The organism is Micromonospora sp. CPCC 205546, from assembly GCF_036902715.1.
Classification (GTDB): domain Bacteria; phylum Actinomycetota; class Actinomycetes; order Mycobacteriales; family Micromonosporaceae; genus Micromonospora.
Genome location: NZ_JBAKHL010000034.1, coordinates 1 through 15,074, shown reverse-complemented (window position 1 = coordinate 15,074; position 15,074 = coordinate 1). Strand labels below are relative to the sequence as shown.

At 74.1% G+C, this 15,074-nt stretch carries 15 protein-coding genes; 6 read left to right on the top strand and 9 right to left on the bottom strand.

The genetic code is table 11. The features are described from left to right. Nucleotides 1–6 precede the first annotated feature (6 nt). Entirely contained in the window at nucleotides 7–672 is a 666-nt protein-coding gene (locus V6U77_RS17190) for a class I SAM-dependent methyltransferase (protein ID WP_334607344.1), read from the bottom strand. Nucleotides 673–737: 65 nt separating this feature from the next. Here V6U77_RS17190 and V6U77_RS17185 point away from each other — a divergent pair, with 65 nt between their 5' ends. Then, nucleotides 738–1,595: a serine hydrolase gene (locus V6U77_RS17185; protein WP_334607343.1), complete on the top strand. Its 858-nt coding sequence runs from the start codon at nucleotides 738–740 to the stop codon at nucleotides 1,593–1,595. A gap of 9 nt (nucleotides 1,596–1,604) precedes the next feature. Here V6U77_RS17185 and V6U77_RS17180 read toward each other — a convergent pair whose 3' ends face one another. Further along, nucleotides 1,605–2,411, bottom strand: coding sequence for a tyrosine-protein phosphatase (locus V6U77_RS17180; RefSeq protein WP_334607342.1), 807 nt, complete (start codon nucleotides 2,409–2,411; stop codon nucleotides 1,605–1,607). 125 nt (nucleotides 2,412–2,536) lie between these two features. Here V6U77_RS17180 and V6U77_RS17175 point away from each other — a divergent pair, with 125 nt between their 5' ends. Together V6U77_RS17175 and V6U77_RS17170 are read left to right on the top strand one after the other, a co-directional pair. Further along, nucleotides 2,537–3,634: a mandelate racemase/muconate lactonizing enzyme family protein gene (locus V6U77_RS17175; RefSeq protein WP_334607341.1), complete on the top strand. Its 1,098-nt coding sequence runs from the start codon at nucleotides 2,537–2,539 to the stop codon at nucleotides 3,632–3,634. A 58-nt stretch (nucleotides 3,635–3,692) separates the two neighbouring features. Beyond that, nucleotides 3,693–4,610, top strand: coding sequence for a C40 family peptidase (locus tag V6U77_RS17170; RefSeq protein ID WP_334607340.1), 918 nt, complete (start codon nucleotides 3,693–3,695; stop codon nucleotides 4,608–4,610). Nucleotides 4,611–4,706: 96 nt separating this feature from the next. Here V6U77_RS17170 and V6U77_RS17165 read toward each other — a convergent pair whose 3' ends face one another. From V6U77_RS17165 to pnuC, 3 genes are all read right to left on the bottom strand, one after another. After that, nucleotides 4,707–5,708 (bottom strand): TerC family protein, encoded by a 1,002-nt coding sequence (locus V6U77_RS17165; protein WP_334607339.1) that lies wholly within the window; start codon nucleotides 5,706–5,708, stop codon nucleotides 4,707–4,709. A 339-nt stretch (nucleotides 5,709–6,047) separates the two neighbouring features. After that, the gene (locus V6U77_RS17160; RefSeq protein WP_334607338.1) at nucleotides 6,048–7,181 is read right to left on the bottom strand and encodes an AAA family ATPase; all 1,134 of its coding nucleotides are present in this window, start codon (nucleotides 7,179–7,181) and stop codon (nucleotides 6,048–6,050) included. After that, on the bottom strand, nucleotides 7,178–7,831 hold the full coding sequence (gene pnuC, locus V6U77_RS17155; protein ID WP_334607337.1) for a nicotinamide riboside transporter PnuC: 654 nt from the start codon (nucleotides 7,829–7,831) through the stop codon (nucleotides 7,178–7,180). The genes V6U77_RS17160 and pnuC overlap by 4 nt, the downstream gene beginning before the upstream one ends. Before the next feature lie 102 nt (nucleotides 7,832–7,933). On the opposite strand from pnuC, the gene V6U77_RS17150 reads away from it, so the two are divergent. Both V6U77_RS17150 and V6U77_RS17145 read left to right on the top strand, forming a co-directional pair. Continuing rightward, nucleotides 7,934–8,227, top strand: a complete 294-nt coding sequence (locus tag V6U77_RS17150; protein ID WP_334607336.1) for an antibiotic biosynthesis monooxygenase family protein — start codon at nucleotides 7,934–7,936, stop codon at nucleotides 8,225–8,227. 135 nt (nucleotides 8,228–8,362) lie between these two features. Beyond that, nucleotides 8,363–9,121, top strand: coding sequence for an SDR family oxidoreductase (locus tag V6U77_RS17145; protein WP_121400644.1), 759 nt, complete (start codon nucleotides 8,363–8,365; stop codon nucleotides 9,119–9,121). Nucleotides 9,122–9,128: 7 nt separating this feature from the next. Here V6U77_RS17145 and V6U77_RS17140 read toward each other — a convergent pair whose 3' ends face one another. The 4 genes from V6U77_RS17140 to uvrB form a co-directional block, all read right to left on the bottom strand. Continuing rightward, complete coding sequence (locus V6U77_RS17140) at nucleotides 9,129–9,989, bottom strand: helix-turn-helix domain-containing protein (RefSeq protein WP_334607335.1); 861 nt, start codon at nucleotides 9,987–9,989, stop codon at nucleotides 9,129–9,131. Between the two features lie 121 nt (nucleotides 9,990–10,110). After that, complete coding sequence (locus V6U77_RS17135) at nucleotides 10,111–10,479, bottom strand: VOC family protein (protein WP_334607334.1); 369 nt, start codon at nucleotides 10,477–10,479, stop codon at nucleotides 10,111–10,113. Nucleotides 10,480–10,502: 23 nt separating this feature from the next. Next, a complete protein-coding gene (locus V6U77_RS17130; RefSeq protein WP_334607333.1) occupies nucleotides 10,503–11,372 on the bottom strand; it encodes an AraC family transcriptional regulator in 870 nt (289 codons plus the stop codon). A 77-nt stretch (nucleotides 11,373–11,449) separates the two neighbouring features. Further along, nucleotides 11,450–13,558: an excinuclease ABC subunit UvrB gene (gene uvrB / locus V6U77_RS17125; protein WP_334607332.1), complete on the bottom strand. Its 2,109-nt coding sequence runs from the start codon at nucleotides 13,556–13,558 to the stop codon at nucleotides 11,450–11,452. Nucleotides 13,559–13,856: 298 nt separating this feature from the next. On the opposite strand from uvrB, the gene V6U77_RS17120 reads away from it, so the two are divergent. Then, nucleotides 13,857–15,074 (top strand): hypothetical protein (locus V6U77_RS17120; RefSeq protein WP_334607331.1); only part of this gene is annotated, 1,218 nt, incomplete at its 3' end.

The following is a 15,074-nucleotide window of genomic DNA, read 5'->3' as shown; positions in this document are numbered from 1 at the left end:
GAGAGGTCAGGCGGGGCGGGTGGCGAGGAAGGCGAACAGGTCCGGCACCGGGCCGGAGCCGGACTCGGCGGTGCGCACCAGGGTCAGCCCGGCCTCGGTGACCGCGTTGAGCAGGCCGGCCAGCGGGACGTGCCACGCGCCGACGCGCGCCCGCACCCCGTCGGGTGCCCAGGTCCGGAAGCTGCGCTCCCGCTCGGCGTAGCCACCGTCGATCACGATCCGCCGCGGGTCGGAGCGGTCGGCGAACGCCCCGATGAAACACGGGTGCACTCCGACGTGGACGAACCACCCGCCCGGCGCGAGCACCCGTGCGACCTCGGCGATCACGGACGCGTAGTCGGGCACGTCGGTGTGGGCCAGCACGCACGCCACCGCCGGCACCGAGGCGTCGGCCACCGGCAGCGCCGACGCGTCGGCGCGGGCCACCGGCAGGCGTGACCGGGCGTGCCGCAGCTGCCCGGCGGACAGGTCGACCCCCACCGGGTCCCAGCCCAGCCGGCGCAGCTCCGCCGCCTGCAGCCCGGTGCCGCAGCACAGGTCGAGGCAGCGGCCGGGGCCGGGGCCGAGCAGGTCGCGCAGCCGGCCGCGCACCCGGGTCATGTAGTCGCTGGACGTGTCGGTGGCGAACGCCTCGTACCAGTCGGCGTGCGCGTCGTAGGCGGCAACCGTCATCCCCGCACGGTACGACTGATCGCCCCGGCACGCCGCCCCGTCGACGATCCGTTACGGTCAGCCACATGACCTGGGACGAACTCGACAGCCGCCTGGACGAGGTGCCCGGCACCGTGTCGGCGTACGTGGGGCGGATCGGCGCGGCCCCCACCTGGACCCGGCGCGCCGACGCGACCCACTACGCCGCCAGCACCATGAAGGCGGCCGTGCTCGTCGCGCTGCACCGCGCCGCCGAGGCCGGCACCCTCGACCTCGACGCCCCCGTGCCGGTGCGCAACGAGTTCGACTCGGCGCTGCCCGGCGCGCCCCGGTTCTCCTGCGCGCGGCACTACGACAACGACGACGCCGTGTGGGAGCGGCTCGGTGGCGGCGCGCCGCTGCGCTGGCTCGCCCACCGGATGATCGTGCGCTCCAGCAACCTCGCCACCAACCTGGTCATCGACCACGTCGGACTGCCTGCGGTGGCGCGGGTGTGGGACCTCGCCGGGGCCCGGCACAGCGTCACCGGCCGGGGCATCGAGGACTTCGCGGCCCGCGAGGCGGGCGTCAGCAACCTGGTCACCGCCACCGACCTGGCCGCGCTGCTCGGCGCGCTGGCCGCCGGCGTGGACCACCCGGGCCCGCTCGCCTCACCGGCCGGCTGCGCCGCCATGCTCGACGTGCTGTGCGCCCAGGAGCACCGCGAGGACCTGGCCGCCGGGCTGCCCGAGGGCACCCGCATCGCGCACAAGAACGGCTGGGTGCGCGGGGTGCGGCACGGCGCCGGGGTGGTCTTCCCCGACGACGCGCCGCCGTACGCCATCGTGGTCTGCACCACCACCGACCTCGCCGACGGCGGCCCCACCGGCGAGGAGGACGACGACGCGTGCCGGCTGATCGCGCGGATCTCCGCCGCGGCCTGGGACGCCCGACGGGACCTGTGACCTGACGCCTCAGTCCAGCAGCTGCGCCCGCAACGCCGCCACGACGTCGTCGGTCACCCCGAGCCCGTCACGCAGGTACGCCCCGAACGACCCGTGCACCCGGCGCACCTCCGCGTACGCGGCGTCCAGGTACTCCTCGCGTACCTCCAGCACCGGACGCACCGCCTCGACGTCCAGCCCCGGCATCCGCCGCCGCATCGCCTCCAGCAGGACCTCCCGCAGGCTCTCCGTCAGCCGGTTGTTCGCCAGGTAGTCCGCCCGGATGGCGGCCTCGTCCACCCCGAGCGCGCTGAGCAGCAGCACCGTCAACCAGCCGGTCCGGTCCTTGCCCGCCGAGCAGTGGTAGACCAGCGGCAGGTTCTCCGCCCGGGCCGCCAGGCGCACCGCCGCGCCGAAGTTCGCCCGCGCCGACTCCCCGCTGACGAACCAGCGGTAGATCGCCGACATCGCCGCCGGCGTGCCCTGCTGCGCCAGGGCCGCGTACGCGCCCAGGTCGTGCCCGAGCAGCACCGCCGAGACGTACGTGAAGACGGGATGCTCGGCGTCGTGCACCGGCAGGTGCACCACCCGCGGCTCCCCGACGAGCCGGTCCGGTGGGGCGACCGCCGTCTCCGAGTGGTCGCGCAGGTCGACCACGCAGGCCGGGCCGAGCTTGGCCAGCACGGGCAGGTCCTCGTCGGTCAACCGCCCCAGCGCCGGGGTACGGATCAGCACCCCGGCACGCACCTTCCGGCCGTCGGCACCGACCAGTCCGCCGAGGTCCCGCGCGTTCGGCGCGCCCACCAGTTCCCAGTCCCACCCACCCCGTTCGCTCATGCCGGCACTCCGCTGCGCTCCGCGCCGCCATGAGGCACCACCGCCCTGCACCCGATGATTCGCTCACTCCGTTCGCTCATGCCGGCCTCCCCTTCGCGTGCTCGTGTCCGTATAGGGTGCCGCACATGACGATCGCCGCGGTACGCACCCATCGGCTCTCCGCCCCCTTACACACGCCGTTCGTCACCGCGCTGCGCCGCACCACCACCGTGGAGACCCTGGTGGTGGAGGTGGTCGACGCCGACGGCCGGTCCGGCTACGGCGAGGCGCCGCAGGTGTGGCAGGTGACCGGGGCGTCGGTGGCCGGTTCCGAGGCGTGCGTCCGCGAGCTGCTCGGCCCGGCGCTCACCGGCCGCGACGCCGACGACCTGGTGGCCCGCTGCACCGAGGTGCAACGGGCGGTCGTCGGCAACGAGGCGGCCAAGGCGGCCGTCGACGTCGCACTGCACGACCTGGCCGCGCGGCGGCTCGGCGTACCGCTGGTGCGGCTGCTCGGGGGCACCGCCCTGCGGGTGCCCACGGACGTCACGCTCGCCGCGGGCGACGCGGTGGACCTGGCCGCGGCGGCCCGGCAGCGGCGGGCGGAGGGCTTCGGCGTGCTCAAGCTGAAGGTGGGCACCGACGCCGCCGGCGACCTGGAGCGGGTCCGCGCGGTGCGCTCCGCCGTCGGCGACGGGGTCCGCATCCGCCTCGACGCCAACCAGGGCTGGACCCCGCGCGAGGCGGTCCGGGTGATCCGTGGCGTCGAGGACGCCGGGCTGGGCGTGGAGCTGGTCGAGCAGCCGGTCGCCCGCTGGGACCTGGACGGGTTGGCCTGGGTCAGCGACCGGGTGGACGTGCCGATCCTCGCCGACGAGTCGGTCTTCGGCGTCCGCGACCTGGTCGAGGTGATCCGCCGCCGGGCCGCCGACATGGTCAACGTCAAGCTCGCGAAGTGCGGCGGCCTGCACCCGGCCCGGACGCTGCTCGACCTGGCCACCGCGCACGGCCTCGGCACCGTCGTCGGGTCGATGATGGAGAGTCAGGTGGGTATCGGCGCCGCCGCGAGCCTGGTCGGCGCCTACGGCACCACCGCGGTGGCCGACCTGGACGCCGCCTGGTGGCTGGCCTGGTCGCCGGTGCGCGGCGGCCTGCGGTACGACGGCGCGAGCGTCGTGCTGCCGGACGCGCCGGGCCTCGGCATCAGCTCCGTGACTGAAGTAAAGATGCAGACTCGTAGTTGATGCTTGTCGAAAACTTTCATATGGTCGCGGGGACATTCGGCGCGAGCTGGGGGTGGACGTGGAGCTGCAACCGGGCCGGGAGGCCATGGTCCGGGTCGCGGTCGCGACCCTCTGGAGCAGCCCCGAGGCGGTACGACCCGTCGACGGCCCCGCCCTGGCCGCGCGTACCGACATCGCGGCCTGGATCTCCGGCATGGACACCGACCAGCAGGTCGGCGACTGCGTACTGAGCCAACTGCTGCTCGGCGAGCGCGTGCTGGTCACCGAGCTGCGCCCGGACGGCTGGGCGCACGTGGTGGCGGTCGAGCAGCCGGCCCCCCGGCTGCACCCACGCGGCTACCCCGGCTGGCTGCCCACCGAGCAGCTCGCCCCGGTCGACGACACGGTCGACGCCGACCCCCTCGTGGTCGACGCGACCGTCACCGCGCTGCGCGACGCGCCCGACGGCGCCGAGGTGCTGGCCGGCGTCGTCGTGGGCACCCGGCTGTTCCCGGCCGGGCCGCCGGTCGACGGTTGGCAACCGGTGCACGCGCCGGGCCACGTCGCGCCGCTCTGGCTGCCCGCCAGCGACGCGGTACCGGTGCCCACCACGCCCCCGTCGGCCGAGCAGGTGCTCGACGTCGCGCAGCGCCTTCTCGACGTCGTCTACATCTGGGGCGGGGTGTCGGCGTACGGCATCGACTGCTCCGGCCTGGTCCACCTGGCCTGGCGGCGCCTCGGCGTGCTGCTGCCGCGCGACGCCAGCGACCAGGCGACGGTGACCAGGCCGGTGCCGCTGGGCGCGGAGCGCCCCGGCGACCTCTACTTCTTCGCCCGGCCCGGGCGTCGGATCCACCACATCGGGATCGTCACCGCCGACCCGCGTCCGGGTGACGACCGGCGGATGCTGCACGCCTGCTACCTGCGGCGCCGGGTGTTGGAGGAGCGGCTGCCCGACGAGCGCACCGCCACCCTGGTCGGCGCCCACCGGGTCTGACCCGGCCGTTCGACGACGCGGTAGCCGGCGAGGGCCGCGCAGACAACGAAGAAGGGCGCTCCCGGTCGGGAGCGCCCTTCCGTCGTCGCCTACGGCTCAGTGACGGGCGTCGGTGAGCACCCGCCGCCGGTCCCGGGAGGACTTGACCAGGCTGGCCACGGTGGCCACGGCGAGGGTGCCGAGGATGACGGTCAGCGAGAGCCAGATCGGGATGTGCGGGGCCCACGAGACGTGCTCGCCGCCGTTGATGAACGGCAGCTTGTTGTCCGCGAGGGCCTCCAGCACCAGCTTGACGCCGATGAAGCCGAGCACCACGGCCAGGCCGTAGCTGAGGTAGATCAGGCGGCTGAGCAGGCCGCCGAGCAGGAAGTAGAGCTGCCGCAGGCCCATCAGCGCGAAGACGTTGGCGGTGAAGACCAGGTACGGCTCCTGGGTGATGCCGAAGATCGCCGGAATCGAGTCGAGCGCGAAGATCAGGTCGGTGGTGCCGATGGCGATCATGACGATCAGCATCGGGGTGAAGATCCGCTTGCCCTTGGGCGTGTGGGTGGTCAGCCTCGCGCCGTCGTAGTTCTGCGAGATCGGCAGCGCCTTACGGCTCCACCGGATCAGCAGGTTCTCGGAGAACTCGTCCTCGTCGGGCTCGCCCTGCCGGGCGAGGTTGATCGCGGTGTAGATCAGGAACGCACCGAAGACGTAGAACACGAAGGAGAACTGGGAGATCAGCGCCGCGCCGGCCGCGATGAACCCGCCGCGCATCACCAGGGCCAGCACGATGCCGATGAGCAGCACCTTCTGCTGGTACTGCCGGGGCACGCCGAACCGGGCCATGATGATCACGAAGACGAACAGGTTGTCCACCGAGAGGCTGTATTCCGTCAGCCAGCCGGTGTAGAACTGCCCGGCCGCGCTGGCCCCGGAGGTCAGCCAGAGGCCGGCGCCGAAGATCAGGGCCAGGGCGACGTAGAAGCCGACCCAGAGGCTCGACTCACGCACGCTGGGCTCGTGCGGTCGCCGACCGACGATCAGCAGATCCACGAGCAGGATCCCGGTCAGGGCGACGAGCGTCCCCGCCCAGACCAGTCCGGACACGTCCAAGGTTCATTCCTCCGGCAGACACGCAGCGACGGGCACACCGTACGCCCTGTCCGGACGCGGTGTGCCGTCGGCGCTGACACTGGTGACTGTCGGAGGTCTCTTCCGTCACCGCCCCAGGGGCGGCGACCGACGGGCCGGGTCGTGCGTCCAGGATCGGCGCTCGACCGTGCTGACGACTCCGTCGCGGGGGAATACTCCCCTCCTCGCCCGTCATTCTTGCCCACCGCCGCCAGTGGCCGCATCCCGGGTCGTGAGTGTCCTTTCACACGCCGACGCATCGATGCTGGCCGGCGGTGAGGATCGAGACCGGCCGCACCACCCGTAGGGCATCCTAGGAGGCTAGGTGCTCCTGTCGGCGGCGACCAGCGGATCGGCCAGCGGCCAGCCGGCCGCGAGCAGGGCGTCGCAGACGGCCACCGCCCGAGCCAGTCGCCGCCGGTGCGGCCCGATCAGCTCGACCACCGGCACCCCACAGCCGGCCAGTTCCGCCCGGAACCGCCCCGTCATCCACGCCCGCAGGTGCTCGCCGTCGCGCAGCCCGTCGTCGTCGAAGGGCACCCCGACGTGGTCGGTCAGCAGGTACAGCGCGGGACGCCGGGCCGCCGCGCGCACCCGCGCCGACGTCGACCCCAGGTACCGCTCCTCCCAGACGGCGGTGGCCCGCGCGTCCGTGTCGCAGAACAGCAGCGGGCCGCACGACCTCGCCGCGGCGTCCTCCCCCGCCTGCTGCTCCCGGACCACCTCGGCGAAGTCGTCGCGGTCCCAGGCCACGTCGAAGACCGTGGCCGCCGGGTCCCGCCGGCGCAGCCGGGCAAGCTTCCGCGCGGTCAGCTCCCGGCCGTACTCGGGGACCCAGCGGGTGCCGTAGTGCGCGGCGAGGGCGGCGGCCATCGTGGTGGTGCCGGTCGACTCCGCGCCGAGGACCACCACCCGCCGGACGAACCACGCCCGCACCGGCGCGCTGAGCCGGTCCCAGTGGCCCGCCGGATCCGCGCGCACCGCCGTCCCCGACACGGGCACGCCGCGCCGCCCCGGGTCCACGCAGACCGACACCGCGTCGAACCGCCGGGCCAGTTCCTCGCCGTACGCCTCCGAGGAGAAGACGGCGTCCACCGGCGCCCCACCCAGCGCCTCCCGGAACACCGCGCAGTGCAGGTCCCAGACCGCCGGGTCGGCGTAGTCCACCGGGTGGTCGTCGTAGCGGCCGACGAAGCGGACCCACGGGGTGGCCGCGTGCACCTCGCGCAGCCAGTCGAGCCGCAGCGCGAGCGGTATCGACTCCCGGCGGGACGGTGCCACCACCACGGTGACGGCCGCGCAGCGGGCGGCGGCGGCCTCGATCAGCGCGTGGTGGCCCGCGTGCGGCGGATAGAACTTGCCCACCACCATCGCGTGCCGGAACTCCGGCGCCGCCGGCCCGGTGCCGAGGCCCGCCGCCCCGGTCACGCCGCCGGCGGGGCTCGCCCCGGTCACGCCGCCGCCGGCGCCGGGCCCGGGGGCACCGGGGTCGGTGCGGCGCCGCGGCACAGGTCCGCCCGCCACTCGCGCAGCCCGAGCACGCAGAGCCCGAGGAAGATCACGTAGAGGGCCGCGGTGAGGTACAGGCCCTTGTAGGCGTACAGCGGGATGTAGATCAGGTCGGCGGCGATCCACAGCCACCAGCTCTCCACCCGCTTGCGGGTCTGCCCGTACGTCGCGAGCAGCGACAGCGCGGTGGTCAGCGCGTCCGGCAGCGGCACGGTGGAGTCGGTGGCCCGGTCCAGCAGCGTCCAGAGCCCGCCGGTCAGCACCACGCCCGCCGCCGCCAGCGCCCACCACTCCCGGCGGCCCGTCCGGCCGACCGTGAGCCGGGTGCGCCGCTCGCCGCCGTACAGCCACGCCCACCAGCCGTACAGGCCCAGGCCGACGTAGACGACCTGGAGGCCGGCGTCGGCGTAGAGGCCGGCCGTCCAGAACAGCAGCATCAGCAGCAGCACGTTGGCGATGCCGACCGGCCAGTTGGCGATCCGCTGCCGGGCCACCAGCCAGACGTTGAGCACCCCGGTGGCGAAGCCCAGCAGCTCCGCCCAGGTGGTGCCGGTTCCGGCCACGGTGAACGCCGTGCCGGTCAGCCAGTCGATCATTCGCCTCCCCCATTTCCGCGCGCCCACCCTAGATCCGCCCGGCCTGCGGGAACAGGCCCCCGCGGCGCCCGGCCCGCACGGCGGCGTGAAAGGCTTCCGGGCATGGTGCTTGAGGTCGCGCTCATCGACGTACTGCCGGGACACGAGGACGAGTTCGCCGCCGCGTACGCCAAGGGGCATCCGGTGCTCGCCGGCACGCCCGGCTGCCGGTCGGTGCGGATGACCCGGGGCGTCGAGTCCCCGAGCCGGTTCGTGCTGCTGGTCGAGTGGGACTCGGTCGAGGCGCACAACGACAACTTCCGCGCCACCGAGCGCTTCGCACAGTGGCGGGCGCTGATCGGCCCGCACTTCGCCAATCCGCCGCTGGTCGAGCACTTCGTGGACGTGCCGGCCTGAGCTGTCGTACCCCTGCCCTAGGGTGCGGCGTACACGCGACGGCCGCCGGTCCCGACGGGCTCGGGGGCGCCGGGCCCGGTTGCCGCGCGGAGATACCCGCTGGCGCCCGGTCGCCGACGCCGGTTGACTGGTCCCATGACGCAGCGGGTGGCCCTCGTGACGGGCGTGAGTCGTCGGATCGGCATCGGCGCGGCGGTCGCCCGCACACTCGCCGCGGACGGCTGGCGGCTGCTGCTCACCGGTCTGCCGGAGTTCGACGACGCCCAACCCTACGGCGGCGATCCCGAGGGCGTGCCGGCCCTGCTGGGCGAGCTGGGCGACGCCGGACACGTCCGCGCCGACCTGCTCGACCCGGCAGCGCCCGCCGGCCTGGTCGCCGAGGCGCTACGCCGGCACGGCCGGCTCGACGCGGTGGTCGCCGTGCACGCCTACTGCACCGACACGCCGTTCGGCACGCTGGATCCGGCCGAGATCGACCGGCACCTGCTGGTCAACGTGCGGGCCACGCTGCTGCTCGCCGAAGCGTTCGCCGAGGCGTTCACCGCCGGATCGGGTGGCCGGCTGGTGCTCTTCTCCACCGGCCAGCGCCTCGGCCCGATGCCGCAGACCCTCGCCTACGCGGTCAGCAAGGCGGCGGTGGAGAACGCGACCTTCCAGCTCTCCCCGCTGCTGATGCCACGGGGCATCACCGTCAACTGCGTCCACCCGGGCCCGACGGACACCGGATACGCCTCGCCCGAGGCGTACGCCGAGGTCGCCAAGCTCTTTCCGAGCGGACGCTGGGGCACGCCGCAGGACGCCGCCCGGCTGGTGCGGTTCCTCTGCTCGTCCGACGCCGACTGGATCACCGGCCAGGTGATCGACTCGGAGGGCGGCTTCCGCCGCCACCTGTGAGCCGGGCTCAGTCGGCGGCGAGCCGGCTCAGCGCCGCGACCGTCTCGTCCGGGCCGAGGGCCGCGTCCAGCAGCCAGCCGGTGAGCTGCTCGTAGCGGTCGACGTCGGCGAGCGTCACCAACCGCACGTCGGTGGTCAGCGCCTCCAGCATCACCGTGCGCGGGTCGGCCGGGTCGGGGAACGAGTAGCAGGAGTACGGCGTGAGCGGCTGCGCCCCGCCCCGCGCGGTGACGCCACGGGGCAGCAGCCGGATCGTCACGTGCGGCAGTCCGGCCAGATCGACCAGGTGGCGCAACTGCTCCCGCCACACCTGCGGCGGCGTGTCGCCGGCGTCGCAGGCGACCTCGGCGAGCAGCGCCGTGTAGCGCGGCGGGTCGACCCGCCGCAGCACCTCGTGCCGCAGCGCCCGGGCGCGCACGTCGGCGTCCACGTCGAGGGCCGGGTCGAGCAGCCGGCCGGCGGCGAGCCGCAGCCGGGCGTACGCCGGGGTCTGGAGCAGGCCCGGCACGACGGCGGGCTGCCAGTCGACGATGCTCGCCGCCCCCGCCTCCAGTTCGGCGTAGGTGCGCTGCCGCTCGCCCATCTCCCCCAGCGCCTTCCACCAGCCCCGGCTGGTGGCGGCGTCGCGGGCGATGACGATGAGCGCGTCGCGCTGCGGCGGCGGCACCTCGTAGACGTCGAGCAGGTCGAGCACGTCGGCCAGGTCCGGCCGGCTCTGCCCGAGCTCGATGCGGGACAGCTTCGAGGTGGAGGCCCAACCCAGCCGGTCGCAGACCTGCTCCAGGGTCAGCGCCTCCCGCCGTCGCAGCTGACGCAGCTCTGCGCCCAGGCGGGCGCGACGAATGACCGGACTCGTTGGCAACGGCATCCCCAGCCTCCCCACCGAGGGAGACTACGCAGGACGATCACTGAGCGCAATAGTCCGCTCGCGCACCGCTACTGACGTCGGTTCGCCCGGCGGGGCGCCCGGGGCCCGCCTCGATCAGCGGTCAGGGCCGGTACGTGCCGAACGACCAGACGTTGCCCGCCAGGTCACGGGCGATGTAGTCACGGGAGCCGTAGTCGGTGTCGAAGGGCTCGCGGACGATCTCGGCACCGGCGGCCCGGGCACGGGCGTGGTGCGCGTCGAGATCATCCACCGCCACATACACCGACCACTCCTCGTCGCCCGGGCGGGGCGCGGAGCCGAGCCGCTCGCCCACCATGATCATCCCGGTCTGGAGGATGAGCTCGGCGTGCGCCACGGAACCGTCGGGCGCGTCGTGGACGGCGTGCACGGTGAAGCCGAACGCCGCGCAGAGCCAGTCGATGGCAGGGCGCGCGTCGCGGTAGCGGAAGATCGGGTAGATGGTTCGCATGCCCCGATCCTGCCGCGAGGCGGTCAACCGGGATTGGACGAATGTGACCTGGCGAGCAGCGCGGCCGGGGTGTCCCCGGCGAACTCGCGGAAGTCGCGGATCAGGTGGGACTGGTCGTAGTAGCCGCAGCGGACGGCCAGATCCGCCCACCCGCCGGCCGCCCCCGGGCGCTGCACCCCGACGGGCACGTCCGGCACGCCCGGCCCCGTGCCCAGGGCCGCGTACGCGCGGTGGAAGCGCAGCAGCCGGGCGGCGGTCTTCGGGGACAGGCCGACCTCCTGGCGGAAGCGCACCGCGAAGTGACGGCGGCTCCAGCCCAGCTCGTCGGCGAGCGGCCCCACGCCGACCCGCCCGCCGCTGCCGGCCAGCCGCCCCCAGGCCCGGTCCAGCCGCGCGTCGACCGGGGCGGCCGTCGCCAGCCGGGCGGCCAGCGCGGCGTCGAGCAGCGCGAAACGGGTCGACCAGCTCGCGGCGGCGGCGAGGCGGCACCGCAACCGGCCCAGCCACCCGCCGGGCAGCTGCTCGACCGCCACCGCCCGGTTGGTCAGCTCCCCGAGGGGCAGCCCGAGGATCCGCCGGGCCGCCAGCGGGGCCAGCAGCAGCTCCACCCCCTCGCCCACGCCGACCGTACGGGTCGCGCAGTAGGCGTCGAAGGTGCCCGCGACGAACGAGTCGACCCCGTAGGCGCCGCGTTCGGCGCTGCGTGGGTCGACGACGTCGAGCGGGGCGCCCCAGCCGAGGATGACCACCACGAACGCCCCGGCCACCTCGCGGCGGACGAGGGGTTGCGCTGCCCACTCCCGGTAGCCGACGTAGCGGTCCACGAAGGGACGCAGCCGGATCTCGGGGACGCCGACGACCAACTCGCCGACCCCACCGTCCACCCCGTCCATCACCGTCTCCCGTCGTCACCGCGGGATCGGGGGCGGCCCGCCGCGGTTCCCGGCGGGCCGCCGTCGCCGACCGGGGCTCACTTCACCCCGGCGGCGTCCATCCCACGCAGCTCCTTCTTGAGGTCGGCGACCTCGTCGCGGATCCGCGCGGCCAGCTCGAACTGGAGTTCCCGGGCCGCGGCCAGCATCTGGTCGTTGAGTTCCTGGATGAGCTGGGCCAGCTCGGCGCGGGCCATCCCCTCGCGCGCGGGCCCGGCCCCGCCGGACCGGCTGCGGCTGCGGGTCTCCTTGACCGGCGCCTTGCCGCGGGAGAGCTGCCGCACGGCCCCGCCGACCCGGCTGTTCTCGGTGTCCTCCGCCTCGCGGTAGATGTCGTCGAGGATGTCGTGGATCTTCTTGCGCAACGGCTCGGGGCTGATGCCGTGTGCCTCGTTGTGCGCGATCTGCTTGTCGCGCCGTCGGTTGGTCTCCTCGATCGCCTGCGCCATCGACGGGGTGATCTTGTCGGCGTACATGTGGACCTGGCCGGAGACGTTGCGGGCCGCCCGACCGATGGTCTGGATCAGCGACCGGCCGCTGCGCAGGAAGCCCTCCTTGTCGGCGTCGAGGATGGCGACCAACGACACCTCCGGCAGGTCGAGCCCCTCCCGGAGCAGGTTGATGCCGACCAGCACGTCGTAGTCGCCCTTGCGCAGCTCCCGCAGCAGCTCCACCCGGCGCAGGGTGTCGACCTCGGAGTGCAGGTAACGCACCCGGATGCCGTTCTCCAGGAGGTAGTCGGACAGGTCCTCGGCCATCTTCTTGGTCAGCGTGGTCACCAGCACCCGCTCGTCGCGCTCGGTGCGCAGCTTGATCTCGTGCATCAGGTCGTCGATCTGGCCCTTGGTGGGCTTGATGACGACCTCCGGGTCGATCAGCCCGGTCGGCCGGATCACCTGCTCGACGAACTCGCCCTGGGCCTGCTCCAGCTCCCACGGGCCCGGCGTGGCGGAGAGGAAGACCATCTGGCCGACCCGCTCCAGGAACTCGTCGAAGCGCAGCGGCCGGTTGTCGGCGGCACTGGGCAGCCGGAAGCCGTGGTCGATCAGCATCCGCTTGCGCGACGCGTCGCCCTCGTACATGCCGCCGATCTGCGGGATGGTCACGTGCGACTCGTCGACGACCGTGAGGAAGTCGTCGGGGAAGTAATCGAGCAGACAGTGCGGCGGGCTGCCCGGCAGCCGACCGTCCATGTGCATCGAGTAGTTCTCGATGCCGGAACAGAACCCGACCTGGCGCATCATCTCGATGTCGTAGGTGGTGCGCATCCGCAGGCGCTGCGCCTCCAGCAGCTTGCCCTGCCGCTCCAGCTCGGCCAGCCGCTCGGCCAGCTCGGCCTCGATGTCGCGGATCGCCCGCTCCATCCGCTCCGGCCCGGCCGCGTAGTGGGTGGCCGGGAAGATCACCAGCCCGTCGACCTCCTTCACCACGTCGCCGGTGAGCGGGTTGAGGTAGTAGAGCTTCTCCACCTCGTCGCCGAAGAGCTCGATCCGGACGGCCAACTCCTCGTAGGCCGGGATGATCTCCAGCGTGTCGCCGCGGACCCGGAAGGTGCCCCGGTTGAAGGCCATGTCGTTACGCGTGTACTGGATGTCGACCAGCCGGCGCAGCAGCTGGTCACGGTCCAGCTCCTGCCCGACCGCGACCCGCACCGCGCGGTCGAGGTATTCCTCCGGGGTGCCGAGCCCGTAGATCGCCGAGACGGTGGCCACCACGATCACGTCGCGCCGGGTGAGCAACGACATCGTCGCCGAGTGCCGCAGCCGTTCGACCTCCTCGTTGATCGAGGAGTCCTTCTCGATGTAGGTGTCGGTCTGCGGGATATAGGCCTCGGGCTGGTAGTAGTCGTAGTAGGAGACGAAGTATTCGACGGCGTTGTGCGGCAGCAGCTCGCTGAACTCCTTGGCCAGCTGCGCGCAGAGCGTCTTGTTGGGCGCGAGCACCAGCGTCGGCCGCTGCAACCGCTCGATCAGCCACGCGGTGGTGGCGCTCTTGCCGGTGCCGGTCGCGCCGAGCAGCACCGTGTTGCGGTCGCCGCGTCGGACCCGACGCTCCAGGTCGTCGATGGCCGTCGGCTGATCGCCTGCCGGCTGGAAATCGCTGACGACCTGGAAGCGACCGTCGAGCCGGGGAATGTCGAGCGCCATGACGACAACGGTACGCCGGGGGTCCGACACCGCGGCGCGACTACGCCGGGTCCGTGATCGGCTTCGATATTCGCATTGTGTGGCGCATCTCACCGGACTACGCTCTCGGTGTAGGCCGCTCGCGGCGGCCGACCGGGCAGGTGGCCAGGCCGTCACGGCCGGCCCGCCCCCGGCACAGTGGTCGCAGCACCCGGCGTTCCCGGCGTGCGCACCGACGTGGTCGCGCGTGAGGCGCTGACCGGCCGCCGCGGGCGCCCCTGCTCGTCACCCCACGGGGGCGAATCCCGTTCAACCTCCCGTGGAGACCTCCGCCGCCCGGACCACCCGTCCCGGCCCGACACACCCGCCGCAGGGCCCGCCACCGCACGACGACGCCCACACCGGGGGCATCCCGCGGGTGGTGACCGGCCGGCGCCGCGCCCTCCTGCTGGCGCTCGCGGCCGTGGCCGTGCTCTCCGCCGCCGCCCTGGTCGTGGGGCTGCTGACCTGGGCACCTGAGCGGCCCGAGCAGGCGAGGGCACTGACCGGCGCCGAGCGGGACCGGCTGGCCGCGATGCGGGTCACCAACTACCGCGACCTGCGGGCCGGGGTACGGGTGACGGCCGGCCACGGCGCGACGCGTACCGACCTCGTCGGCTGGGTCGACTGGTCCCGGCCGCTGCTCTACCTCGACGTCGGCGGGCCCGGGGCCGGCGTCGAACGCGGGCTGCTGCAGGCCACCCCGACGGTCGTCCTGCTGCGTCCCGACCCGACTGCCGTGCCGACCCCCGCGCCGCCCCCGCTGGTGCCCCCGGCGGAACGCTGGCGGCTGCACGACCCACCCGCCGGACAGGCGCTGGCCGCCGTGCTCGACCTGCTCTTCCGCCTCGCCGCGGACCGACCGGACCCGCCGGCCGACGCCGCGCGCCGGGTCGGTGGGGCCACGGCCGGGGCGGTACCGGTCGACGTCCTCCAGGCGCCACCGCCGGGCCCCGCCGCAGCGGCCCCGAGCTCGTCACCGGGCGGGCACACGCGCTACTGGCTCGACCACGACGCCCGGCTGCACCGGGTGGAGACCACGCTGGCCGGCGTCGGGGCGGTGGCCGTGCAGCTGAACCGGACCGACCGGCCCACGCTGCGGCCGGTCGACGCCCTCGGCGGGCGGCCCGGGCAGCCCCGCGCCCTGACCCCGGCCGAACAGGGCCGGCTGGACCGGCTGCCCGCCCGGCTGCGCGCCCGTGGTGGCGCCGCCGTGACCCTGACCGCGCCCGTCGCCGCCGCCACGAACCTGCGCGGCGCCGGCTGGCTGAGCTGGAGCGGGCGGGCCGCGTACCTGGCCCTCGCCGACCTCGACGTGCCGGAACGCCGGACGCTGCTGCGCGTCGACGGCGCCGGCGTGAGCCGGGCGGAGGTGCCGGCCACCACGGTCCCGGGCGGCGTGGAGTCGCCCGGCCGGCCGCCGCTGCCGCCGCCCGCCCGGGGCTGGCGGGCCGACCCGCGGCGCGCGGGCGAGCCGGGCCTGAAGTCCGATCGGAGC

Bases quoted from the DNA above. Each gene is read 5' to 3' on its own strand.
- V6U77_RS17190 (WP_334607344.1), bottom strand. From the start codon at position 672: ATGACGGTTGCCGCCTACGACGCGCACGCCGACTGGTACGAGGCGTTC.
- V6U77_RS17185 (WP_334607343.1), top strand. From the start codon at position 738: ATGACCTGGGACGAACTCGACAGCCGCCTGGACGAGGTGCCCGGCACC.
- V6U77_RS17180 (WP_334607342.1), bottom strand. From the start codon at position 2,411: ATGAGCGAACGGGGTGGGTGGGACTGGGAACTGGTGGGCGCGCCGAAC.
- V6U77_RS17175 (WP_334607341.1), top strand. From the start codon at position 2,537: ATGACGATCGCCGCGGTACGCACCCATCGGCTCTCCGCCCCCTTACAC.
- pnuC (WP_334607337.1), bottom strand. From the start codon at position 7,831: ATGATCGACTGGCTGACCGGCACGGCGTTCACCGTGGCCGGAACCGGC.
- V6U77_RS17150 (WP_334607336.1), top strand. From the start codon at position 7,934: ATGGTGCTTGAGGTCGCGCTCATCGACGTACTGCCGGGACACGAGGAC.
- V6U77_RS17145 (WP_121400644.1), top strand. From the start codon at position 8,363: ATGACGCAGCGGGTGGCCCTCGTGACGGGCGTGAGTCGTCGGATCGGC.
- V6U77_RS17140 (WP_334607335.1), bottom strand. From the start codon at position 9,989: ATGCCGTTGCCAACGAGTCCGGTCATTCGTCGCGCCCGCCTGGGCGCA.
- V6U77_RS17135 (WP_334607334.1), bottom strand. From the start codon at position 10,479: ATGCGAACCATCTACCCGATCTTCCGCTACCGCGACGCGCGCCCTGCC.
- V6U77_RS17130 (WP_334607333.1), bottom strand. From the start codon at position 11,372: ATGGACGGGGTGGACGGTGGGGTCGGCGAGTTGGTCGTCGGCGTCCCC.
- uvrB (WP_334607332.1), bottom strand. From the start codon at position 13,558: ATGGCGCTCGACATTCCCCGGCTCGACGGTCGCTTCCAGGTCGTCAGC.